Source organism: Mycobacterium asiaticum, from assembly GCF_001673365.1.
GTDB classification, from domain to species: domain Bacteria; phylum Actinomycetota; class Actinomycetes; order Mycobacteriales; family Mycobacteriaceae; genus Mycobacterium; species Mycobacterium asiaticum_A.
Genome location: NZ_LZLS01000031.1, coordinates 1 through 23,707, shown reverse-complemented (window position 1 = coordinate 23,707; position 23,707 = coordinate 1). Strand labels below are relative to the sequence as shown.

The window sequence follows — 23,707 nt, the reverse complement described above, 5'->3', positions numbered from 1 at the left end:
CGGCTTAAGACCGGCTATCGACAATAACAGGCATAGTCCCGCAGAGTGAAATCCCGTGGTTCGTTCTAAGGTGTATCCGTCCGTCTGCCACGGGGAGCGGAGACGAGGCACTACAATAATGGAAACAATCCTGGGTCAGCGGTGACCGGAATACGCCAACAGAATCTGGAAGGTCACTTGATGGCGCCTTTGCGCAGACGTCGATTGTGGCTGGCCGCAGCCATGGTCTTAGTTGCTGTGTTCGGTGTTGCGTGCGGTGGAGGTCCCAGCGCGCCGGTCGCTGCCAAGGTGATCGAGAACAAGGGCACGCCGTTCGCCGACTTGCTGGTGCCCAAGCTCACCGCGTCGGTCACCGATGGTGCGGTGGGTGTGACGGTGGACGCGCCGGTGACGGTCAGTGTGGCCGACGGCGTGCTGGGCTCGGTTTCCCTGGTCAACGACAACGGCAAGCAAATCGCCGGTCAGCTCAGCCCTGACGGCCTGCACTGGCAGACCAAGGATCAGCTCGGCTACAACCGGCGCTACACCCTGAACGTCAAGGCGCTCGGCCTAGGCGGCGCAGCGAGCCGGCAGATGTCTTTCCAGACGAGTTCGCCGGCGCACCTGACCATGCCCTACGTCGTCCCCGGTGACGGTGAAGTAGTCGGTGTCGGTCAGCCGGTGGCAATCCGGTTCGACGAGAACATCGCCGACCGCGAAGCCGCCGAGAAGGCCATCAAGATCACCACCAACCCGCCCGTCGAGGGCGCGTTCTACTGGCTGAACCGACGCGAGGTGCGCTGGCGCCCAGAACATTTCTGGAAGCCGGGCACGGCTGTTGACGTAGCGGTCAACACCTACGGCGTCGACCTCGGTGAAGGAATGTTCGGCGAGGATAACGTCAACATGCACTTCACCATCGGTGACGAGGTGATCGCGACCGCCGACGACAACACCAAGATCATCACCGTGAAGATCAACGGTGAGGTCGTCAAGACCATGCCGACCTCGATGGGCAAGGACAGCACCCCGACGAACAACGGCATCTACACCGTCGGGGCGCGGTTCAAGCACATCATCATGGATTCGTCGACCTATGGCGTACCGGTCAACTCGCCCAACGGATATCGCACCGATGTGGACTGGGCGACGCAGATTTCCTACAGCGGCATCTTCGTGCACTCCGCGCCGTGGTCGGTAGGTGCGCAAGGCCACTCCAACACCAGCCACGGGTGTCTGAACGTGAGCCCGAGCAACGCGGTGTGGTTCTACGACCACGTCAAGCGGGGCGACATCGTCGAAGTGGTGAACACCGTGGGTGGCACGTTGCCGGGCGTCGATGGGTTGGGCGACTGGAACATCCCGTGGGACCAGTGGCGCGCCGGTAACGCCAAAGCCTAGCGGCCGTCGCAGGCGGCTAGACGCGCAACACCGAACTCAGCGCAGCCAGCGGGATGTGCGCCTCGGCCGTGCCGCCGTCCATGTACCACTGCAGGGCGCCGGGGTTGAAGTCGATTGGCTCGTCGTGTCCCACCGGATAGTCAGGCATGTAGAGGATCAACTCGTCTGGCGTCAGCGCCCAGGCTCGGTAGGCACCGGAGTACACCTTGTCGGGCGTCCAGCGGTCGACGACGAACGGGTAGGTGCCCGGGTCATGCGGCGGCGCGGCCTGGTTTAGTGCCGTTTCGACGAAAGGTTGAGCCAGCGGCGGGATGACGGTCAGCGGATTGCCGTTCGTCAGGTCCGCCAACTGCACGCGGCGGCCGCCTGCCATGTCGAAGGTGAACGTGCGGTAGGCGTTGTTCGGCTTGGGTCCATCGGCGTGGTAGTCCTCGTGAAACACCACGCTGAGCAGACTGCCGTGCTGGAAGACCTGATAGTTCTCTTCGCCGTAGCTGTCGGCGACCATGCGTCCGTTGGCGTTTCGCCAGTTGCCCACCAGGGTGCGCAGGTAGTCGCGGATCACCGGCCCCGTGGTCGGGTTGTCGACGAGATCCAGTGGCACGGCAACTTTGATGTCGCGAACGGCGTTACGTTCGGAGGTCACCGCGGTGTGGCAATATTGCCCGTCCCAGCCGCCGCCGAGTTCACCGCAGAACGACTCGGCCGACGCGTGGGCTATTGCCGTGTTCCATCCGGCCGTTTGCGATAGGGCCCCGTGCAAAGCTGCCGTGACGAGCAACACGGATGTCGCCAGGAATTTTCTGATCACCGTTGGCTCCGAATCGCTTAGAGCAGCTGGACTTTGCTTGCCCGCCAGCGGCCGTCGACCTTTTCCATGGTCATCTTGATCCTGCTGCGATCGATGCGTGGGTCGGGCACCGCCATGTTGGCTACGGTCTGGTCGATAAACACCAGCACGACAACCCTATTCGTGGACTCAGAGGCGATGGCGGAGTCCACCACGACGCCGTGTGCGGTGGCCTTGTTGTCGATCAGCAGCTGTCGAAGCTGGACGCTGGACTGGGTGTACATGTCCTTGAATTCGCCGGTGGCGCCGTCGAGGACCTGTCGGAAGTTCTCGTCGACGTTGTTGGAGTCGATGCTTGTCAAGACCCCGGCGTACTTGACCGCAGCCTGTTGGGCCTCCTGGCCGGCCACTTTCACCTGATGCGCCTGCCATTGCAGCCAGCCGAGATAACCCGAAAGGGCAAGGGAGGCAGCAAGTAACAGCGGCATGGCGCCCCGACGCACGTATTCACGCCACGGTCTCTTGAAACGTTTGGTTTTGTCACCTTTCGACTTGGTGCGCTTGCTCAGCAGCGGCCCCTCGTCTTGGTCCTCGTCTTCGCTGGTCGCCTCATCTTCGTCGACGTCTTCCTCGACGGTCGCCTCCTCGCCGGAACCGTCTTCCTCGGTGCCGTCGTCCTCTACCGATTCGTTTGCAGCGTCCGGCTTTTCGACTACAGCGTCGGCGTCTTTCTCTGTCGTGGCGGTCACGATCATCTCCTTGCGTTGGGCGTGCGTGGCTTAGTGTGGCGGTTCGATCGGCAGGCTCGGACCGCCGTAGGGGGTCGGAATCGTGAACCGCCCCCGCGGTGTCGGATCGGTGCGACGGCCCAGGTCCGCGCCGGGCGGCGGCCCGGCGGTGTCGTCGCCGGCCGGACGTGGGGCATTCTTGGCGCCCCGGATCCCGAATCCGGGGTCGTCGTCGCGGCAATAGGTGTACATGAAGGGTTCGTAGTAGTCGGCTTCAGACGGCGGATGCGACGGTGTCCCGTAGTCGCATGCGTAGCGGGGGTAGAGCTCAGCGGTCGCCCACACGCCGTGGTCGTGAAACGCACTGGCTACCGCGTCGAGCGCCGAACCGCGGTAATCCGGGAACAGGGCATTGAGCGCCGGTACCCGCAGATACAGTAGCTGCGACGCGGTGGCCAGGCTGCCCAGCAGTTCCACCATGGTGTCGGAATTGTCGGTGAACATGTTGTCGATGGCCGAAAGTGCTTGCGGGGTCTGTGCTGTCAGCCGCCGATAGCCGCCCTGCATCCGAGCGATGCCGGCCAAAGTTCGATTGAGGTCGACGGTCGCGGCGGCCAGGCCGGCATTCTTGTCGGCCGCCAGGGTCATCACCACTCTGCTGTTTCGAATGATGCTGGTGGTTTGCGGCAGCACCGAATCGAGCGTCGAAAGCAAGAACGTGCCGCCGTCGACAATGGCGGCCAGTTTGCGCGGCCCGTCCTTGCCCATGCTGAGCTCTTTTTTGATCAGCTCAATCTTGCCCGGATCGACCTGCGCCAGCATTCCGTCGGCGTCACCGAGCAATTCGGCCAAGCTCACCGGAACCGAGGTGCGGTCAAGTCCGATGACGCTGCCGTCGTGCAAATACGGTCCGCCATCGGAGTCGGCTTCGAAATTGATGAACTGCTCACCCGCGGGCGACAGTGCGGACACGTGCGCGACGCTCGATGCCGGGATCTTCACCTTCGACGAGATATTGGCAATGGCGTTCACGCCGCGTTCGGTGATCTGCAGTGACTCGACGCTGCCGACCCGCACGCCCCGCAGGGCGACGTCCTGATTTGGCAGCAGGCCACCGGATTCGGTGAGACGCACGGTGACTCGGTAGGACGACGCAAACGGTGTCACGCGAAGCGCGCCGATCAGCAAGTAGGCGGTCGCAACGACCAGTGTAAGGACCAGCCCGGCCACCGAGAGCCAGACCTGGTGGCGGTGAGCGCTGCGCACCGCACGGACAAGACGGTCGGATGTTGACTGGATCATGGCGGTGGTCCCGGCGTAAGGGGACCGGGTATCTGGGGTCCCGGGGCAGGCTGGCCGGGCGCGATGAGGATGCCGCCTGGGACGTTTGGATCGGGTATCACCGGCACCTGCGGAGAGTTCGGTCCCCGCCCGACGACGCGTTCCTGCAAACGCCACAGCATGTACTTCAGCGAACCGACAAACTCATTCCAGGTGAATCTCGAGGGTCCGTGCAGTCCTCTGTCGCCGGGGAATCCGATGTCGGGAATCGCTCCTAAGATCAGTTGATCGACGCTCGCGTCTACCGAAATCGCGCTTCCCGCAGTTAATTTGATGAGGGGACCCATCATCCGGTTCAGGGGGAGCCAGCTGGTGTCGGGGCTGACCGCTATGTCGTTGGCCGCGGCGGCGACGGTGTTCAGGTCGCGAATCACACTCCTGCCGCTGGTGTCGGTCCCTCCTAGCGAGGGGAAGCGGGACAGCATTCTGCTGGTTTCGCCTACTTGTATCACCAGATTGGACAGTTCGGTGGTGTTGGCGGCCAACGCGCTGGTCGCCGGTCTGGCCGCCACCATCAATTCGTTGAGGGTCTGGTTTTTGGTATCGAGTTGTTCAGCCAGACGCGACATTTCGGTTAAGGCGTTGGAAATCTGGTCGGACCGGGCATCCATCGTGCCCAGCAGCTGGTTGGACTTACGGATCAGGTCGCCGAAGGCCTGACCCTGATCGCCGGTGGCCCTGCCGAAGCCGCTGATGATGTTGGTGAAGTTGCGTACGGCGCCGCCGTTGACCAAGATCGCGGCCGAGCTCAGCACCGACTCGACGGTCGCGGCCGCGGCCGTGGACTCCAGATCTATGGTGTCGCAGTTCCTCAACATCGGTGTACTGGGCGAGATTTCGGCGGGTGGGCGGACGGACACGAACACGTCACCGAGTGGGGTGGCGGTGCGCAGTTCCGCGGTGCTTCCTTTGGGCAGCAGCACACCGTCGCGGATGCGCAGGGTGGTGACCGCGGTGTAGTTGTGCGCGACCATCGCTTCGACCTGGCCCACGTCGGCACCGGCCAGCTTCACCTTGGCGTTCATCGGTAGATTGAGCGCGTTGGCAAAGATCGCGGTCAGCTCGTAGCCACCCGAACCCATGCCAGGGGCCGGAAGGGGAAGGCTGGCAAGCCCATTCGTGGAGCAGCCGGACGTGAGGATGGCCGCGGCCGCGAGTGCGGCGGCAGCTTTGCCCCGAGCGTCCGTCATTGTCGGCACTATCGCTGACCCATTGCCGCTAGGCCGTCCAGTACGTACGTCAGTCCGAAGTCGGGCCCGAAGTCTTGCACGGTCCCGGTGCTGCACCCGAGTTGGCGCAGACCCATCATGTTGCAGATCTCTTTGGTCAGCTGGCTGTCGAAAATCATTCGGTCGGTCAGGAAGTGCGCGCGCACGGCACCGTTCTCCCGGTCCACGATGTTGTAAGCGTTGTCGGCCAACAGTGGTGCCAGGTCGAGGGTTTCGGTGAGTTCACGACGGTTGTCGACCAGCGTCTTGACGCTGGTGTTGCCGCTCAACAGGGCCTTGCGAAGGGTGTCGCGATTCGCGTCGAGCAGGTCCCCGGCCCGCTGTACGAGTTGGTCGAGCTTCCTGCCGGTGCTGCCGCTACCGATATCCTCGTCGGCCAGAATCTCGCTGACCTGGTGGATGGTAGAAGCGAATTCGCGCAGCTTGGTGTCGTTGGCGGCGGCGGCCTCGAACAGCGAACTGATGTTCTTGATGATCGTGGTTATCTGCTGGCGACTCTGGGCGCCACCGTCGCTGCTCAGCCGCAAGGCCGTGGACAATTGGTCAAGGGCCCCTTTGATTTTCCCGCCATTGCCGTCGACCACCCGGGCACCGCCATTGATCACATCGGCGAGCGGTCCATTGCCGTGGCCGTCACCCTGCAGCGACTTGGTGACCTTGTCGAGAACCGCCAGCACCCGGCTGAACTCGACGGGCGTCTTGGTGCGCGTCAGGCCGATGGTGTCGTGGTTCTGCAATACCGCGCCGCCGCGGTACGGCGGCGTGAGTTCGATCTGGCGGTCGGTCAAGATCGAGGTTGAGACTGTGACGGCTTGGGCATTGGCCGGGATCTTGACGTCACGGTCGACCGTGAACTGGACCTCGACATAGCTGCCCCTGGGACTGATCTTGGTGACCTTGCCCACCGGCATGCCCAACACCGCCACCACATTGCCCTCGTATAAGCCAGAGGCGCTGTCGAATTGAGCGGTGATGGTGATCGGCTCCTTCTGGCCCGACAGATACCACCACCCACCGCCGACCGCCGCGACGACCGCTGCCACGATCGCGACCACGGCAATGACCGGCCCCCTCATTTGCAGTCCTTGTAATACGGGATCATCCCGAACTGCTGAGCGCGGCCACTGATCGCGCACATCCACGAATCGATGAGCAGTGAGCTGGGCAGGTTGAAACTCACCGCGTTGGCGTCACCGGTCAAATTAGTCGCTTCGCGAACGAATACCGGTGTGATCTGCAGCAGATTGCCCAGCAGATCATCGTGTTTCGCCGCGATGTCGGTGAACTCATGGATGTCCCTGATCAACGCCTCGACACCGGACCGGTCGTTGACCACGATCTGGTTCATCGTCTCCACGAAGCTGGTCAGCGATCGCATCATTGCGTGAAAGACTGCGCGACGGGCGGCGAACTGGCCGAGCAGGTCTTGTGCCTGGTTGACCACATTGCCGATATTGGCTTGTTGGCGGCGCAGTGTGTTGGTGACCTCTTCGGTGCTCTTGAGCAACTGACCCAGTTGGTCACGGCGCGTTCCGATGATCGACGACAGTGAGTTGATGTTGGCCATCGCCTGCGGCACGACCGCGGGAAGCCCCTCGAGTTGCTTGCCAAGCACGGCCAACGACGCGGCGAAACGGTCCGAGTCGACTTGTTCGAAAGTCGTTGTGGCGTCATGCAACGCGGCCTGCAGGTCGTAGGGAACCTCGGTGTGTGCCAGGTCGAACGTGTTGTGGGCCAACGATCCCGAGCCGTTGGGCTCCAACGCGAGATAGCGCGAACCCAGGATCGTGGTGACCCTGATCGAGGCCGTCGAGTCCTTGCCGAGCGCGACGTCCTCTCGAACTTTCAGTCCCGCCTCCACGTGGTCGCCGACCAGTCTCATGCTGGTGACCTCGCCAACCGGTATGCCCGCCACGGTGATCGGATTACCGGGACGCAGCGATGCCGCCTGGAGGAATTCGGCGGTGTAGTGCCGATAGCCGGCGCCGAATGCGTGCACCAGCAGCATGGCGCCGATCAGCACCGCCACCACGGCGCAGGCGCTGAACCCCAGCCAGGCCTTGCTGTAGGACTCCAGCGGACGCTTCTTCACTCGCCGGATAGATGTGACAGTCATTCGGATCAGGGTCCTCCCACGTTTCTGCAGCGGGGGGTGTGCTTTGCCTTGCCGCCTGGTGTGGCGGCGTTGACGATGATCGGTACCACGTCGTTGAGGCCGGGGAAGAAGCCGAAGAGGTTGATGTTGCAGGCGTATGCGTTGCCGTAGGCGCCCTGGTTACCAACGCGGGCGAGGCCTTTCAGCAACAACGGCACGTTGTCGCCGAAGAACGCCACCTGGGGTTCGACTTCGAGCAGGTGCCGGGTGACACCTGGCTGGCGATCGATGAATTCGCGAAGTGCCGGATAGTCTTCGCGGGCCGCGGCCGACAGGTGGGTCAGCATCCGCGACATCGCGCCCACCGACGACACCAACTCCGGACGACGCTGATCGAAAGCGGCGACCACGTCACGGGTCTGCGTCAGGACGCCGTCGAGGTTGTCGTTCTGTGCGGCGAGATTGATGACCACTTTGTTCAGGTTGGTGATCACATCGCCGAGAGCCTGGTCTCGCCCCGCGAAACTTTCGGTGAGCGTGGACGTTTGACTGATCAGGGTAGTCAGCGAGGCGGTGTCGCCCTGCAGCGATTCGATGACACCCTTGGTGAGGTTGTCGGCATCGCGGGGGTTGAGCAGGCTGAACAGTGGCTCATAACCATTGAGCAGCGCCGTGACGTCGAAGGACGGCTCGGTGCGCTCGGTGGGAATGACGCTGCCGGGCGGCAGTCGAGTTTGGCTGCCCTGCTTGCCCAGCGAGAGCCCGAGGTAACGCTGCCCGACGATGTTCTGGTAGGTCACCGACGCGACGGTGTTGCCGAACAAGTGCTGTTCGGTCTGTACCACGAACGAGACCCTCGCGAGTTTGCCTGACAGCTCGACCTTTTCGACCCGCCCGACGCGCACCCCGGCCATCCGGACGTCGTCACCCTCGCGAAGCCCGTACACGTCGGTGAACATCGCCGCGTAGGACGCGGTGCTCCCGCCGACGTCACGACGCAGACTCACAAACACCAGCCAGGTCAACGTCAACGCGGTGATCATGAAGAGGCTCAAGCCGATTAGCGGACCGCGAAACTTCACCTAGGCCCCCCCTTCACCCGCAGCCACCGACACCGTGGTGCCGCGTGCCACCGGGCCGAGCAGGATTTCCGTGGCCGCCGTGGCGGGCCGGCCGGTGATCACGCCCAGCATGGTCCGCTCGTAGTCGCTGCCGACCGGCCCGACATTCCCGCCGAACGAAGAAGGCACCGAGCCCGGGGCCGGCGGTCCCAGCAATGGCGCCGGCGACGTCGGTCCGTGCGCGGGCGGCGACGGGTCCGGGTCGTCCGGGTTGGCCCCGGTACGGATCGGCGGCGACGGCGAAATGAACGGCGGCAGTGGGGGATTGGGGTCTGTCAGATTCGGCGGTGGGTTGACCAGCGGCGGGCCGACCGCCACCAGGTTGCCGTCGGGGCCGATGACCGTCCCCGGTGGTGGCGCCAGGGACGCCGGCGGGTGATAGTTCTGCGGCAGAAGCACATCGGGCAGCGCGGGTTTGTTCGGAACCAGCGGCGCGGTGTAACAGCTCGGCCCCTTCAACTCGCCATACCGCGGGCAGTCGGCACGGGTGTAGGCAAAGGTCTGGGTGAACGAGAGCCTGGCGCGCATGTGTCCGGTCCCGTTCTCAGGCGACCAGACCTCTTGCATGAACTTGGTGGCTAGGTTGTCCAGTTTGGTCACTGCCGGCAGGAAGTTGTTCGACCTGATGGCCAGTACACCGAGTACCGGGGTGAGTTCGGAGGAGATCCTGATGAGCTGATCCATGTGATTGCCGAATGATCGATGCGTGGTGTCCACGGTGTATTGGGCGCTCGATAACAGCGAAGTCAGTTGTCCGCGCGTCTCGGCAAAGGTCTGCATCGGGATGACCGCTTCATGCAGCGCATCGAGCAGGTCCGGCGCGGTGGCCTGCAATCCATGCGTCGCTTCGATGAGCGCCGATACCGTGGAAGGTCCCGTGTCGGTGCTTACGATCGAATCGAGTTGGTCGATAAGGCGATTCAGCTGGCCCGCGCTGTCGAGCAGCGCGGTGCGGCGGTGGTCTGTGGCGGCTCCCAACGCTGCCAGAATGCCCACCGAGCTGTCCTCGCGGCCCCGGCCGGCGGCGGAAAGTAGATCCCGCAGCTTGCTGACCGTGGTTTGAAACAGCACCGTCGGCAGTGCCTTGTCCTCTTGAATGTGCGTACCAGCGCTGATCATTGGTCCTACACCGTTGCCCACCAACTGAACCGAGGACACGGCAAAGACGTTGCTGGGCACCACCCGGGCGGTCACCGCGGCCGGAATCGACTTGGCGTACTCGGGTTTCAGATCGATGTGAACGTAGTTCGGCTTTCCGTTGGCCGCCGGCACCACGTCGTCGACCATCCCGACCAGCACCCCGTGGTACTTGACATCCGATTTCTGCGGGAGGCCGTCGCCCACATTGACCAGATCGGCGACCACGCGCACGTAGTCGTTGAGCCGACCCGTCGACTTGAACAACAGACCCACGGTGAGCAGCGCTGCAACCAGGACGACCGCTACGCCACAGCCGAGCAACTGCCGGTCCGACGGGCCGCGTCCGTCGACGTCGAAAGAGTTGGCCTGGCCGCGCAACCTACCCACCAAACCTTGCGCCGGAGTCGACGCCCCACAGCGCCATGGTGAGCAGCATGTTGACCATGATCATGACGGTGATGCTGGCCCGCATGCCGTGCCCCGCGGCAACGCCGACGCCCTCTGGACCGCCGCTGGCGTAGAAGCCGTAGTAGCACTGGATGGTCGAGGCGATCCACACGAAAATGATTGCCTTGAACAGTGAATAAATGATGTCCTGCCCGGCCAGCATCAACGAGAAGTAATGCAGATAGGACCCGGATGATCCGCCGCTGCTGATCTGTACCACTGCCTGAGTGGTCAGGTAGCCGATCGCCAGGCACGCGGCGTACAGCGGGATCATCGCCATCACCGAGGCGATCAACCGGGTGGTCACCAAGTACGGAATAGGCCGGATCGCAATGGATTCCAGCGCATCGATCTCCTCGGCGATGCGCATCGACCCTAGCTGGGCGGTGAAGCGGCAACCGCCCTGCATCGCGAATGCCATCGCGGCCATCAACGGAGCCAGTTCTCGGGTGTTGACCAACGACGAGACGAAACCTGTTGCGGGACCAAGGCCGAGCAGGTCCAGAAAGTTGTAGCCCTCGATGCCTACGAGCGCTCCGACGGTGACACCCAGGACGGCGGCGACGCCGGCGGTGCCGCCACCGACCACGATCGACCCGTTGCCCCAGGTGATATTGGACAGCAGACGCAGGAACTCGCCGTTGTACTGGCGCATGGTGAGCGGTACGGCCACCAGGGCCCGGACGAAGAAGACCAGCATGTGACCGAGCCGAGCGATCGGCTCGATACCGCGTCGGTAAAGCCGAAGAAGGGGCGCGGTAACGGACGCCAGCGGCAAGTAGGGGGAAGCCGCCACGTCACAGCCCCGTCCTGGGCACCAACATGATGTAGAGCTGGCTGATGGCGACGTTGACGATCATCAACAGCAGGATCGATTCCACCACAGCCGCATTCACCGAGTTGGCGACACCGGTCGGTCCGCCCTTGGTGGACAGCCCTTTCTGACTGGAGACGATGGCGACGATGGCGCCGAAAATGATCGCCTTGAGCAGCGCCAGAATCATGTCGCCAGGGGTGGCGAAGGACGCGAACGTGGACACGAAGCTGCCAGGCGCACCGTTCTGGAAATACACGTTGAACATGTAGCTGGCGAAGAAACCGACGAAGCACACGACGCCGGTGAGCGCGACACCGATCATGATCGCGGCGGCGAAACGCGGCACGACGAGGCGGCGAATCACCGACACGCCCATGACCTCCATGGCGTCGGTCTCTTCGCGCATGGTCCGCGAACCCAGATCAGCGGTGATCGCCGAACCGACTGCGGCCGCCATCAGCACGGCCGCCACCAACGAAGCGCCCTGCCGGATGACGGCGAGCCCGCTGGCCGCGCCGGCAAGCGACGTGGCGCCGACCTGGCCGGCGAGCAAGGCGAACTGAATCGACAAGGTGACGCTGATCGGCAGGGATACCAGGATCGTGGGCAGCACGGCGGTGCCCGCCATGAAGGCGCCCTGGCGGACGAATTCCTGCCATTGGAACCGACCGGTGAAAAGGTCGATGAAGAAATATTGGACGGTGCGTACGCCGAGCACGAACTGTTCTCCGACGGTCCGCAACGAGGCCATCGGGTGCCGGTCGACGTATCCGACGCCCCAGTCCCGGATGGCAAGGACGCCGTCATCGGGGTGATCGGTGCGCAGATCGGGTTCGTGTTTGGTGGTCATTTGAGCAAGACCGAAAGCCGGCGGAGCAAACTCACAGCACGGATCATCGCGTACCCGAAGCCGTGTTCATCGGCGCTCTCCCCACCAGTCGATCCCTGAGTGCGGAGCAGAAGGGGGTCGCGTACGAGGAGGGGCGCCTACTGTGAAAGATGCCCGTAGTCCCGCAACTCTACAGCTCAATCGAATTTACGGTATCACGCTAGCCCATTTGATAGGCACTTTCAATAGTGTAGAGTCACTCACCGGCGACCGGCGCTTCCACGTTGCGGGACTGCACGATCGTGTTGGAGTGTCAGACTCACGAAGGTGCGGCATGCCCCCAGCAAACACCGAGTCGTTGCGGGACCGACGACGCGCTGAGCTGCTTTCTCAGATCCAGCACACCGCCTACCAACTTTTCGCCGAGCACGGCTTCGACGCCGTGACGACCGAAGACATCGCTGCGGCCGCCGGTATTTCAGTCAGCACCTACTTCCGCCATGCGCCGACCAAAGAAGGTCTGCTGGTTGATCCCGTCCGGGAGACGATCAGCGAGATGCTCGATTCGTTCAGCGCGCGGCCAGCCGGCGAATCGGCCGTCGAGGTGCTGATCCAGCTCTTCGTCACCTACGCCAAAGACGCCGGGGAACTTGAGTACCTCGACACCTGGCAGCGCGCGATCGCCACGGCCCCGCACCTGTTGAGTAAGTCCAGCCTGATCCGCGGCGAGGACCAGCACAAGTTCGTCGAGCACGTCGCAGCACGGATGGGAGTCGATCCCGCTGTCGACGTGCGACCGTCGCTGCTGGTCTATACCAGCTTGGCCACAGTCAAATTCGTCATCGATCGTTGGCTCACCGCGGACACCGGTCCGGCCGAGCCGATGCATGTCCAGATGGAGGATGCGCTGCGGATCACCCTTGCCGGATTCAACTGAGCATCGAGCGTTTGCGCGGCTGAAAGTAAAAAGGTCAGAGCGCCGCAACGGCGCTCTGACCTGCTGGGGTGGCTGACGGGGCTCGAACCCGCGACATCCAGGATCACAACCTGGTGCTCTACCAACTGAACTACAGCCACCATGGCCGCCGGACAGCCTCGATAAAGCGGGCTACGGAGCGGCGACGTCGATATTAGCCGCTCGACCGCTCGTCGGCCGAATCCATTGAGTCCGGTGCGCCGGTCTCGCCTTGAAGATCGGCGACGACGGCCGCAATTTCGCTGGTAGCGGGCCCTGGCGGCGGCACGAACGCGGTGCGCCGGTAGTACTGCAGTTCGCGGATGGACTCGTGAATGTCGGCCAGGGCGCGGTGTGCGAGCCCCTTGGGGGGCTGTCCGAAGTAGATGCGCGGATACCAGCGGCGGCACAGTTCCTTGATCGAGCTGACGTCGATCATCCGATAGTGCAGAAAGGAGTCCAGCGACGGCATGTCCCGTGCGATGAAGGACCGGTCGGTGGCGATCGAATTGCCCGCCAGCGGCGCGGTCTTGGGCGCTTTGACATGCTTACCGATGTAATCGAGCACCATCGCCTCTGCGGTAGCGATGTCGACGGCCGACGCCCTGACCTCGTTCGTCAGTCCCGAACGCGCGTGCATTTCCTTGACGACGTCGATCATCGAGGACAACGCGGCGTCATCGGCGTGAATCACCACGTCGATGCCGTCACCAAGGATGTTCAGATCCGCGTCGGTGACCAGGGCGGCGATTTCGATCAGTTTGTCCGAGCCCAGATCCAACCCGGTCATCTCGCAGTCGATCCACACCAATTCGTCGCGCACAGCGCTCACACTAAGCCCACATGCCGCCCAGGTCGGCCCTGACCCTGCCCGGCCCAGACAAGTAGGGTGATGATTTGCCAGACAGCGAGGGGCATCGATGAGCACCGAATCAGAGGCAGGGCCCGCGAAGCGCATCTCGGCGGGTTATGCCGTCGAAGGCCAGGCACTGGAATTGGGCACGGTCGTCGTCGACGGCGAGGCCGACCCGTCCGCGCAGATCCGCATCCCGCTGGCCACCATCAACCGGCACGGCCTGGTCGCCGGCGCCACCGGCACCGGCAAGACCAAGACGCTGCAGCTGATCGCCGAGCAGCTCAGCGCGGCGGGTGTGCCGGTGTTCATGGCCGACGTGAAGGGCGACCTGTCCGGTCTGTCTCGCCCGGGAGAGGGCAACGACAAGACCGCCGCTCGTGCCAAGGACACGGGTGACGATTGGGAGCCGGCGGGGTTCCCGGTGGAGTTCTTATCGCTGGGCACCGACGGCATCGGGGTGCCGGTGCGCGCCACCGTTGCTAGTTTCGGACCCGTTCTGTTATCAAAAGTACTGGGGCTCAACGCGACTCAAGAGTCGACGTTGGGGTTGATCTTCCACTGGGCCAAAGAGAACGACCGTCCGTTGGTCACCCTGGACAATCTGCGGAACGTCATCAGCCACCTGACCAGCGAGGAAGGCAAGGCCGACCTCAAATCCCTGGGTGGGGTGTCGTCCACCACGGCCGGCGTCATCCTGCGAGCGCTGGTGAATTTGGCTGGAGAAGGCGGTGAGACGTTCTTCGGTGAGCCGAAGCTGGATCCGAATGACCTGCTACGCGCCAATGACCAAGGACGGGGCATAATCTCGCTGCTCGAATTCACTGGGCAGTCGTTGCGGCCGGTCATCTTCTCGACCTTCCTGATGTGGTTGCTCGCAGACCTTTTCACCCAACTGCCCGAGATCGGCGATGTGGACAAGCCCAAGCTGGTGTTCTTCTTCGACGAGGCGCACTTGCTGTTCGCCGACGCTTCGAAGGCCTTCCTCGAACAAGTCGAGCAGACGGTAAAGCTGATCCGTTCCAAAGGCGTTGGCGTGTTCTTCTGCACTCAGCTGCCGACGGATCTGCCGAATGACGTGCTCTCCCAACTCGGTGCTCGCGTCCAACACGCCTTGCGGGCTTTCACCCCCGACGACCAGAAGGCGCTGAGCAAGACCGTACGCACCTACCCCAAAACCGATGTGTACGACCTGGAGTCGGCGTTGACGTCGCTGGGAATTGGCGAAGCCGTGGTCACGGTGTTGTCGGAGAAGGGCGCACCGACGCCGGTCGCGTGGACGCGCATGCGGGTACCGCGCTCGCTGATGGCGGCCATCGGCACCGACGCGGTCGCGGCGGCAGCCAAAGCCAGCCCGTTGCAGCAGAAGTACGGACAAACCCTCGAGCAGCGGGAACCTCCGACGAGCCCGGCGAGCCAACCTCCGGCTGCTTCCGGCCCTGACTATCCGCCGCTGCCAACGGATTTCGAGGTGCCACCGATGCCGGCGCCTGCCGAACCCAAGGGGCCCGCGGTGTGGGAGGAAGTGCTGAAGAATCCGACGGTGCGCAGCGGCATCAACACGGCGATTCGTGAAACGGTACGCAGTATCTTCGGGTCCGGGCGTCGTCGTCGCAGGTAGTCGCTACCCGCCACCGAGCTTCTTGTAGAACGCACCCACGATCGGTGCCACGATGGCCCGCGGAGCGTATCCGCTCGCCACCGACATCGCCTTGGAAGTCACGCCCGGAACGATGCGCATCTTGTTGCGTTCCAACGCATCCAGCGAAACTTGGGCGGTGTGCTCGGTCGAGATCCACAAAAAGTCGGGTACGAGCTTTTCCACCAGTGAGCGTTCGTCGCCTTCGGGCAGATCGGTGCGTACCGGCCCGGGTGCCAGCAGCGTGACGTGCACCCCGGATTTGCGGACTTCACCGCGCAGCGATTCGCTGAACGTGTTCGCGAAGGCTTTGGTGGCCGCGTAGGTGGCGTTGTACGGAATAGGCGAATTCCCCGCCGCGGAACCGGAAATCAGGATGCCGCCGGCCTGGCGCTGAATCATGCCCGGTAGCACCGCCAGCGTAAGGTCGTGCACCGCAACGGCATTCAACTGCACCTGAGCCTGCTCGCCGGCCGGCTCAAGGTCGGCTACCGCACCGAATGTGGCGGTGCCGGCGTTGGCGCACAGGATCGAGATCGGCCGCGCGGCCAGTTCCTCGCAGAGTGCGGCGCGTTCGGACGGGTCGGCGAGATCGGCCGGTCGTACCTCCACCGCGACGCGATATTTGTCCACCAGCCGGGCGGCCAGTTTGGTGAGCAGCTCTTCGCGTCGTGCGGTGATGATCAGACTGTGACCGCGCGCGGCCAGTTCGGTGGCCAGCGCCTCGCCGATGTTCTGCGAAGCCCCGGTGACAACGGCGCGCGCGTCCGGGCTGGGAGCGGGTATCGGCATGACGACGATCGTAGACAAGCGTGCCGAGACCGATAGCAATAGAGTTCGATGCATGGGCGACCCCGAGGACACGCATACCGGGGATCCGCTATCGGTCCAGAGCCCGAGTCCGGCCGTATCGCAGGCCGCTCCCCAGCTCACCGTCCCCAAAACCCCTGCCAGATCCCGGATCGTGGCTTGGGCGTTGTGGGACTGCGGCCAAACTGGACTGAGCGCAATTACGGCAACCTTCGTGTTTTCCGTGTACCTGACCGACAGCGTCGGAGTCGGCACACCGCTGGGCGCCTCACCGCTGAGTTGGCTGGCGCGTACCGGGGCCGTGGCCGGAGCGACGGTTGCGCTGATGGCGCCATTGGTGGGGGTTTGGGTGGAACCACCGCACCGACGCCGCGTCGCGCTGGGCCTGCTGACCGGACTGGCGGTGGCGCTGACCTGCTCGATGTCCCTGATTCGCGATGATGCAAGGTACTTCTTCGCCGGGCTGGTGCTGCTGGCGGCAACCGCGGCATGCGGCGATCTGGCCAGCGTCCCGTACAACGCGATGTTGCGTCAGTTGTCGACGCCGTTGACTGCCGGCCGCATCTCGGGCTTCGGCTATGCGGCGGGATATGTCGGCACCGTCGTGCTGATGGTCATGGTCTACCTGGGCTTCATGTTCGGTGACGGGCCCGAGCGCGGCCTGTTGCACTTACCGACGGCGGACGGGGTCAACGTGCGCGCGGCGATGCTGCTGGCCGCGGCGTGGATGGCAATCCTGGCCACGCCACTGCTGTTCGCCGCGCATCGGCTGCCCGACGCCGACGCGACAACTCGCCCGGGCGCCGGCCTGTTCGGCGGATATCGAAGGCTCTGGGCCGACATCACCTCGGAGTGGCGCCGGGATCGCAATCTCGTGTACTTCCTGGTGGCCAGCGCGCTGTTTCGCGACGGCTTGGCGGCGGTGTTCGCCTTCGGCCCGGTGCTGGGCGTCAAGGTGTACGAGCTCGCCAGAGGCGACGTGATGATTTTCGGTGTGGCCGCGTTGGTGGTGGCCGCACTCGGCGCCGTGGTGGGTGGTTTTGCAGACCACCGCATCGGCTCCAAACCGGTCATCATCGCTTCCCTGGTCGCCATCCTCGCTGCCGCACTGGCGATGCTGCTGCTGTCGGGCCCGCTGGCCTTCTGGTTGTGCGGGCTGTCGTTGTGTCTGTTCATCGGGCCGGCCCAGTCCTCCGCACGCGCGCTGCTATTGCGGATGGCGGGACACGGCAAGGAGGGTATGGCCTTTGGCCTGTACACGATGACGGGCCGCGCGGCGGCGTTCTTGGCGCCGTGGTTGTTTTCCGTCTTCGTCGATGTGTTCAAGGCGGACCGGGCCGGGTTTGGAGGCATATTCGTGGTGCTGCTGGCAGGACTGATGGTGCTATTGATCGTGCGCGTGCCGCGAACCGAATCGAGCTAGCGCGGCGCGTCGCAGATGGTTATTCCCTGGCCGGTGCGCTGTCGCACCTGAACGCCGGCCACCGACACCGAACACGTTATTTCGTGGCCGATGTTGACGATCGTGACGCTGGCGGGATGTGCCGCCGACGTCGACAGGCTGACCTGCTTGCTCCACGGCAGCACCACGTTGAACTCGGTCTGGATCATGTCGCCGGCGTCCATGTACATGACGCTGATGGCACGTCCCTCTCCGGAGACGCTGTAGACGACGCTCTGCATCGCACCTGGCACGCTCGGCACCCCCGAGGGCGGTGTGGTCCCGGGCGTAGTCGTGGTGCGCGGCGGTCTGCGGGTGGTGGTCGGCGGATACGTCGACCTGGTGGTCGGAGGTACGACGGTGGGGCTGGGCAGCGTTGGCAGCGGCTCGATGGCGGTCTGCTGTCTGCGCGACCCGTTGACGATGACGAGCGCGACGACCAGCCCGATCACGAGCAGTACCGACGCACCGGCCACGATCCACAGCCACCGTGGCGACCCGGTGGGCCGCGGACCGTCGGGCGAATGCTCGTCCTTGGGTGCGCCATCCTGCTGCCAATACTGTGGCGGCAACTGTTGGGTCGGGTTGGCTTGATATGAGCCGGGTGCCCACGGGGACCCGCCGCCACCGTAGGTGGCATAGGGCATCTCGTCGGCATAGGCCGGGTAGTCGATGGGCTCCTGCGACCACGTCGAACCAGACCCCTGTTGCGGGGGACCGAAATGCTGGGGGCGACGTGGATCGTTCATGTCCACTTCGCAGGGTACCTGGGCGCGATTTCCCGCGAGCCGAACCGCACTGCGAGTTTGGGCGCCTGGTTTCGCAGTGCGGTTCGATTCGCGGACCTGGCTAGTCGCCTCGGGACAGTTAGGGACCGGCGGCGGTGAGCGCGGCGATCGTCATCGCCCGCATCACCGCGCGCGACCGAACCGCCCGCGCGGGTTTGGCATCCGCCGATTTCAGGCTGTGTGGGGTGGAGTTCAACAGGCCGAACGCGGCGTGCGCCATCAATCGGGCGTCAGCCTCGGCCAGGTCGGCGTTCAACTCGCGCAACACCCCCACCCAGATCTCCACGTATTGGCGCTGGGCCTTGCGCACCTGCCGCTCGGCGGCAATCGGCAAGTGCGCAAGATCACGATCTTGGATCCGGATCAGGTCGGGTTCACCGAGCGCGAAGTCGAGGTGAAAATCGATCAGGCCGTCCAGGGCCGCGGCAGTTTCGGCTTCTCGGTCGATCACGGCCCGCGCACCGGCGAGCAGTCCGGCGCTGATGCCGACCAGCAATTCGACCAGCAGCGACTCTTTGTTGGGAAAGTGCCGATAAATCGCGGGACCGCTGACCCCGGCCGCGGCGCCGATGTCCTCCAAGCGCACCGCGAGGAAGCCGCGTTCGGCGAAGAGTCGTTCGGCGGCCGATAGCAACTGCTGGCGCCGGTCGGACTTCAACTGGCTGCGGCGATTTGGCGCATCCGGCTGCCCGGGCGCGTCGTCCGGCGCGGACGATGCCATGACGGCCTCCTGGACATGTCGGTTAATCGTCACTAACGTAGCATCCACTCGCCTCCCGGAGGAACCGTGACAACTCCGCTTTCCTATGAACGCGGTCCGAGCACGCCACCGTTGCTCGAGACGACCATCGGTGCCAACCTGGCAAGTACCGCAACAACATTCGCGGAGCACGAGGCGCTCGTCGACGTCGCCGCGGGACGCCGGTGGAGTTATACCGAGCTCCTTAACGATGTCCGCCGACTGGCGACCGGTCTGCTTGCGGCCGGCATAACGAAGGGTGACCGGGTCGGGATCTGGGCCCCAAACCGCTGGGAATGGGTGCTCGTCCAGTACGCCACCGCCGAAATCGGCGCGATCCTGGTCAGTGTCAATCCGGCCTACCGCATCCGCGAATTGGACTATGCCTTACGGCAATCCGGCGCCGCGATGGTGATCGCCGCACCGGGTTTCAAAGACGCGGACTACGCCTCGATGCTGACAGAGGTGTCGCCCGGCTGTCCCGATCTTCGCGACGTGGTGATCATGGGCAGCGATCGCTTCAGGCAGCTGGCTGGGGCTGACGTCGACCTGCCCGCACTGGCGGCGGCGGCCGCGGAGTTGACGCCCGACGATCCGGTCAACATCCAATACACTTCGGGCACAACGGGACACCCGAAGGGCGTCACGTTGAGCCATCGCAACATCCTCAACAACGGTTATCTCGTCGGTGAGTTGCTCGAGTACACCGAGCGTGACCGCATTTGCATCCCGGTGCCCTTCTATCACTGTTTCGGCATGGTGATGGGCAACCTGTCGGCGACCAGCCATGGCGCGTGCATGGTGATCCCGGCTCCGGCTTTCGACCCTGCCGCGACGTTGCAGGCGGTGCAGGATCAGCGCTGCACCAGCCTTTACGGCGTGCCAACGATGTTCATTGCCGAGCTCGGCCTGTCGGACTTCGACGACTACCGGTTGGACAGCCTGCGGACCGGCATCATGGCGGGCTCCCCTTGCCCGGTACAGGTGATGCGCGAAGTGATCGAGCGCATGCACATGCCGGGGGTAACGATCTGCTACGGAATGACCGAAACAGCCCCCGTCTCCACCCAGACCCGCACCGACGATTCGTTGGAACGGCGCGTCGGTACCGTCGGCCGGGTGGGGCCACATCTGGAAGTCAAAGTCGTGGACCCGCAGACCGGTCAGACGGTACCCCGCGGTGTGGACGGCGAAATCTGCACGCGCGGCTACTCGGTGATGGCGGGCTACTGGAACGAACCCGCGAAGACCGCCGAAGTAATCGACGACGACGGGTGGATGCACACCGGTGACCTGGCGTCGATGGATGCCGACGGTTACGTCCAAATCACCGGACGAATCAAGGACATCGTTGTTCGTGGCGGCGAGAACATCTCGCCGCGCGAGATCGAGGAATTCCTCTACACCCATCCCGACATCCTCGACGGCCACGTCATCGGGGTGCCCGACGAGCGCTACGGGGAGGAATTGATGGCGGTGGTCAAGCTGCGCGATGGAGCCGCGGAGCTAACTATCGCCGGGCTGCGGGAATTCTGTACGGGCCGTATCGCCCGGTTCAAAATTCCGCGATATCTGTGGGTGGTCGACGAGTTCCCGATGACGGTCACCGGCAAGGTCCGCAAAGGCGAGATGCGCGGGCAGGCCATCGAGTATCTGGGCGGTCTGCAATAGTCCCTGCTAGGCGCCCACCCCTCGCTGGACGCGCCACGAGGGGAATGGTATTCTCACTAACTTAGTTAATGATTATTAACTGAAATCGGAAGGCCTGCGGCAAATGGACAAGGTGGTGGCGACCGCTGCGGAGGCGGTCGCGGACATACCCGATGGCTCGTCGCTGGCCGTCGGTGGATTTGGACTCTGCGGCATCCCCGAGGCGTTGATCGCGGCGATAGCCGAGCGTGGGGTGACCGATCTGGAGACGGTGTCCAACAATTGCGGTGTCGACGGCATCGGCTTGGGAGTGCTATTGGCGCACAAGCGGATTCGCCGAACCATTTCTTCCTATGTGGGCGAGAACAAAGAGTTCGCGCGGCAGTTCCTGTCGGGCGAACTCGAGGTCGAACTGACCCCGCAGGGCACCTTGGCCGAGCGGTTGCGCGCCGGCGGCATGGGGATCCCTGGCTTTTATACCCCGGCCGGGGTCGGTACCCAGATTGCCGACGGCGGGTTGCCCTGGCGCTACGACGCCTCCGGCGAGGTGGCGGTCGTGTCTCCGCCCAAGGAGACCCGTGAGTTCGACGGCGTCACCTACGTTCTCGAGCGTGGAATCCGCACGGACTTCGCGCTGGTGCACGCCTGGAAGGGCGACCGGCACGGCAACTTGGTGTATCGGTACGCCGCCGGCAACTTCAACCCGGAATGCGCACCGGCCGGGCGGATCACCATCGCCGAGGTCGAACACCTCGTCGAGCCAGGCGAGATCGATCCCGCCACCGTCCACACCCCGGGTGTGTTCGTGCAGCGGGTCGTGCATGTGCCTGATCCGGAGAAGCGGATTGAGAAGGAGACGGTGCGGTGAGCCAATCTGTGTGCGCCGAACGTGAAACTGGCTTCACGCTCGGCGCAGCTGTGGGGGGTGCCAAATGACCTGGAGCAGGCACGGCATGGCCGCGCGAGTGGCCGCCGAATTCGAAGACGGCCAGTACGTCAACCTCGGCATCGGAATGCCCACCCTCATTCCCAACCACATACCCGAGGGCGTCCACGTCGTCTTGCACTCGGAGAACGGCATCCTGGGCGTGGGCCCGTATCCGCGGCGTGAGGACGTCGACGCCGATCTGATCAATGCCGGCAAGGAGACCGTCACCACGCTGCCGGGTGCCTCGTTCTTCGGCTCGTCGTCTTCGTTCGGCATCATCAGGGGCGGGCATCTGGACGTGGCAGTGCTTGGGGCCATGCAGGTTTCGGTCACCGGCGATCTAGCCAACTGGATGATCCCGGGCAAGATGGTCAAAGGCATGGGCGGCGCAATGGATTTGGTGCACGGTGCCCGCAAGGTGATCGTGATGATGGAGCACGCCGCCAAAGACGGCAGCCCGAAAATCCTGGAGCGCTGCACGTTGCCGCTGACCGGAGTGGGATGCGTCAACCGGATCGTCACCGAACTCGCGGTGATTGACGTCCGGGACGACGGTCTGCACCTGATCGAAACCGCACCCGACGTCTCGGTCGAAGAAGTCGTAGCGAAAACTCAGCCGCCACTGGCGATTTCGGACTTGGCGGCGAAATGACGACTGCAACCGCGGCCCCGACGTTCGCCGACGAGCACCGCCGGCTGGTCACCGAACTCAACGAGAAGCTGGCCGCTGCCGCCCTCGGCGGCAACGAACGCGCCCGCGAACGTCACGTCAGCCGTGGCAAGTTGCTGCCCCGCGAACGGGTTGACCGGCTACTCGACCCGGGTAGCCCGTTTTTGGAACTCGCCGCGCTGGCCGCCAACGGCATGTACGGCGACGAATCGCCCGGCGCCGGAATCATCACCGGGATCGGCCGGGTGTCCGGGCGCGAATGCGTAATCGTCGCCAACGATGCGACGGTTAAGGGCGGCACCTACTACCCGATGACGGTGAAGAAGCACCTGCGCGCCCAAGAGATCGCACTGCAGAACCTGTTGCCGTGCATCTACCTGGTCGACTCCGGCGGCGCCTTCCTACCTCGCCAGGACGAGGTGTTCCCCGACCGCGAACACTTCGGGCGGATCTTCTACAACCAGGCGACCATGAGCGCCAAGGGAATTCCACAGGTGGCGGCGGTGCTCGGCTCCTGTACGGCAGGCGGTGCCTACGTGCCGGCGATGAGCGACGAAGCCGTCATCGTCCGTGAACAAGGCACCATCTTCCTCGGCGGGCCGCCCCTGGTGAAGGCCGCCACCGGTGAGATCGTCACCGCAGAGGAGCTCGGCGGGGGCGATCTGCACTCGCGGGTATCCGGCGTCACCGACCATCTGGCCGAGGATGACGAGGACGCGCTGCGCATCGTCCGTTCGATCGCGGCCACGTTCGGGCCACGCGAACCCGCTCAATGGGACATCAACTCATCGGTATCGCCGAAACACGCTCAAACCGAGCTCTACGACGTCGTGCCGCCCGATCCACGGGTGCCCTACGACGTCCACGAAGTCTTGGTGCGGTTGGTTGACGGCGGCCAATTTAGCGAGTTCAAGGCCAATTACGGCAAGACGCTGGTGACGGCGTTCGCGCGCATCCACGGTCACCCGGTGGGCATCATCGCCAACAACGGTGTCCTGTTCGGCGAATCCGCCGTCAAGGGAGCGCATTTCATCGAACTCTGCGACAAGCGCAAGATCCCGCTGCTGTTCCTGCAGAACATCGCGGGCTTCATGGTGGGCCGGGACTACGAGGCCGGCGGCATCGCCAAACACGGCGCCAAGATGGTCACCGCGGTGGCCTGCGCCCGGGTCCCGAAGCTCACCGTCGTGATCGGCGGATCCTATGGCGCAGGCAACTATTCAATGTGCGGGCGCGCCTACTCGCCGCGCACCGTGGCCAGTACCGACGCGGCCTGCTCACCACCCATCACCGAGATCCGCGCGTTGGGCCACATCC

Annotated in this window: 22 protein-coding genes and 1 tRNA gene; 8 read left to right on the top strand and 15 right to left on the bottom strand. The window is 64.1% G+C overall.

All coding sequences use genetic code 11. The features are described 5' to 3' along the window. Positions 1-180: 180 nt before the first annotated feature. Complete coding sequence (locus A5634_RS03520) at positions 181-1,380, top strand: L,D-transpeptidase (RefSeq protein ID WP_065142708.1); 1,200 nt, start codon at positions 181-183, stop codon at positions 1,378-1,380. Positions 1,381-1,396: 16 nt separating this feature from the next. Here the strand turns inward: A5634_RS03520 and A5634_RS03515 are convergent, their stop codons facing one another. From A5634_RS03515 to A5634_RS03470, 10 genes are read right to left on the bottom strand one after another with little or no spacing between them, the layout of a single operon-like run. Next, the gene (locus A5634_RS03515) at positions 1,397-2,191 is read right to left on the bottom strand and encodes a mannan-binding family protein (RefSeq protein WP_081290169.1); all 795 of its coding nucleotides are present in this window, start codon (positions 2,189-2,191) and stop codon (positions 1,397-1,399) included. A gap of 17 nt (positions 2,192-2,208) precedes the next feature. Further along, entirely contained in the window at positions 2,209-2,925 is a 717-nt protein-coding gene (locus A5634_RS03510) for a hypothetical protein (protein WP_065142698.1), read from the bottom strand. A gap of 24 nt (positions 2,926-2,949) precedes the next feature. Then, positions 2,950-4,200: an MlaD family protein gene (locus tag A5634_RS03505; protein WP_065142697.1), complete on the bottom strand. Its 1,251-nt coding sequence runs from the start codon at positions 4,198-4,200 to the stop codon at positions 2,950-2,952. Beyond that, positions 4,197-5,429 (bottom strand): MlaD family protein, encoded by a 1,233-nt coding sequence (locus A5634_RS03500; protein ID WP_065142696.1) that lies wholly within the window; start codon positions 5,427-5,429, stop codon positions 4,197-4,199. Before A5634_RS03500 ends, A5634_RS03505 begins: the two co-directional genes overlap by 4 nt. Positions 5,430-5,437: 8 nt before the next feature. Further along, on the bottom strand, positions 5,438-6,544 hold the full coding sequence (locus A5634_RS03495; RefSeq protein WP_065142695.1) for an MCE family protein: 1,107 nt from the start codon (positions 6,542-6,544) through the stop codon (positions 5,438-5,440). Beyond that, positions 6,541-7,584: an MlaD family protein gene (locus tag A5634_RS03490; RefSeq protein WP_065142694.1), complete on the bottom strand. Its 1,044-nt coding sequence runs from the start codon at positions 7,582-7,584 to the stop codon at positions 6,541-6,543. Before A5634_RS03490 ends, A5634_RS03495 begins: the two co-directional genes overlap by 4 nt. A gap of 5 nt (positions 7,585-7,589) precedes the next feature. Beyond that, positions 7,590-8,645 (bottom strand): MCE family protein, encoded by a 1,056-nt coding sequence (locus A5634_RS03485; RefSeq protein WP_065142693.1) that lies wholly within the window; start codon positions 8,643-8,645, stop codon positions 7,590-7,592. Beyond that, complete coding sequence (locus A5634_RS03480) at positions 8,646-10,211, bottom strand: MlaD family protein (RefSeq protein WP_253861467.1); 1,566 nt, start codon at positions 10,209-10,211, stop codon at positions 8,646-8,648. Then, positions 10,204-11,067: an MlaE family ABC transporter permease gene (locus A5634_RS03475; protein ID WP_065142692.1), complete on the bottom strand. Its 864-nt coding sequence runs from the start codon at positions 11,065-11,067 to the stop codon at positions 10,204-10,206. Before A5634_RS03475 ends, A5634_RS03480 begins: the two co-directional genes overlap by 8 nt. Position 11,068: 1 nt before the next feature. Next, the gene (locus A5634_RS03470; protein ID WP_065142691.1) at positions 11,069-11,938 is read right to left on the bottom strand and encodes an MlaE family ABC transporter permease; all 870 of its coding nucleotides are present in this window, start codon (positions 11,936-11,938) and stop codon (positions 11,069-11,071) included. 313 nt (positions 11,939-12,251) lie between these two features. On the opposite strand from A5634_RS03470, the gene A5634_RS03465 reads away from it, so the two are divergent. After that, positions 12,252-12,854 (top strand): TetR/AcrR family transcriptional regulator, encoded by a 603-nt coding sequence (locus A5634_RS03465; RefSeq protein ID WP_065142690.1) that lies wholly within the window; start codon positions 12,252-12,254, stop codon positions 12,852-12,854. A gap of 64 nt (positions 12,855-12,918) precedes the next feature. On the opposite strand, the gene A5634_RS03460 is transcribed toward A5634_RS03465, so the two are convergent. Together A5634_RS03460 and orn are read right to left on the bottom strand one after the other, a co-directional pair. Continuing rightward, positions 12,919-12,994 (bottom strand) — tRNA-His (locus A5634_RS03460). Between the two features lie 53 nt (positions 12,995-13,047). After that, complete coding sequence (orn, locus tag A5634_RS03455) at positions 13,048-13,695, bottom strand: oligoribonuclease (RefSeq protein WP_065142689.1); 648 nt, start codon at positions 13,693-13,695, stop codon at positions 13,048-13,050. 97 nt (positions 13,696-13,792) lie between these two features. Here orn and A5634_RS03450 point away from each other — a divergent pair, with 97 nt between their 5' ends. Then, on the top strand, positions 13,793-15,346 hold the full coding sequence (locus A5634_RS03450) for a helicase HerA-like domain-containing protein (RefSeq protein ID WP_065142688.1): 1,554 nt from the start codon (positions 13,793-13,795) through the stop codon (positions 15,344-15,346). Positions 15,347-15,349: 3 nt separating this feature from the next. Here the strand turns inward: A5634_RS03450 and cmrA are convergent, their stop codons facing one another. Further along, positions 15,350-16,156 (bottom strand): mycolate reductase, encoded by an 807-nt coding sequence (gene cmrA / locus A5634_RS03445; RefSeq protein WP_065142687.1) that lies wholly within the window; start codon positions 16,154-16,156, stop codon positions 15,350-15,352. A 52-nt stretch (positions 16,157-16,208) separates the two neighbouring features. Here cmrA and A5634_RS03440 point away from each other — a divergent pair, with 52 nt between their 5' ends. Then, a complete protein-coding gene (locus A5634_RS03440; protein WP_081290168.1) occupies positions 16,209-17,597 on the top strand; it encodes an MFS transporter in 1,389 nt (462 codons plus the stop codon). Here A5634_RS03440 and A5634_RS03435 read toward each other — a convergent pair. Both A5634_RS03435 and A5634_RS03430 read right to left on the bottom strand, forming a co-directional pair. Beyond that, positions 17,594-18,364 carry an MmpS family transport accessory protein gene (locus A5634_RS03435; RefSeq protein ID WP_065142705.1) on the bottom strand — a complete coding sequence of 257 codons (771 nt, stop codon included), beginning with the start codon at positions 18,362-18,364 and terminating at the stop codon, positions 17,594-17,596. The two genes, A5634_RS03440 and A5634_RS03435, sit on opposite strands and share 4 nt — an antisense overlap. Positions 18,365-18,482: 118 nt before the next feature. Next, positions 18,483-19,124: an SACE_7040 family transcriptional regulator gene (locus A5634_RS03430; protein ID WP_065142686.1), complete on the bottom strand. Its 642-nt coding sequence runs from the start codon at positions 19,122-19,124 to the stop codon at positions 18,483-18,485. Positions 19,125-19,190: 66 nt separating this feature from the next. Here A5634_RS03430 and A5634_RS03425 point away from each other — a divergent pair, with 66 nt between their 5' ends. The 4 genes from A5634_RS03425 to A5634_RS03410 form a co-directional block, all read left to right on the top strand. Continuing rightward, entirely contained in the window at positions 19,191-20,813 is a 1,623-nt protein-coding gene (locus tag A5634_RS03425; RefSeq protein WP_065142685.1) for an AMP-binding protein, read from the top strand. Between the two features lie 103 nt (positions 20,814-20,916). Then, the gene (locus A5634_RS03420; protein WP_065142684.1) at positions 20,917-21,660 is read left to right on the top strand and encodes a CoA transferase subunit A; all 744 of its coding nucleotides are present in this window, start codon (positions 20,917-20,919) and stop codon (positions 21,658-21,660) included. 64 nt (positions 21,661-21,724) lie between these two features. Continuing rightward, a complete protein-coding gene (locus A5634_RS03415) occupies positions 21,725-22,372 on the top strand; it encodes a 3-oxoacid CoA-transferase subunit B (RefSeq protein ID WP_065142683.1) in 648 nt (215 codons plus the stop codon). Beyond that, positions 22,369-23,707 (top strand): carboxyl transferase domain-containing protein (locus A5634_RS03410; RefSeq protein ID WP_253861466.1); only part of this gene is annotated, 1,339 nt, incomplete at its 3' end. The genes A5634_RS03415 and A5634_RS03410, both read left to right, overlap by 4 nt.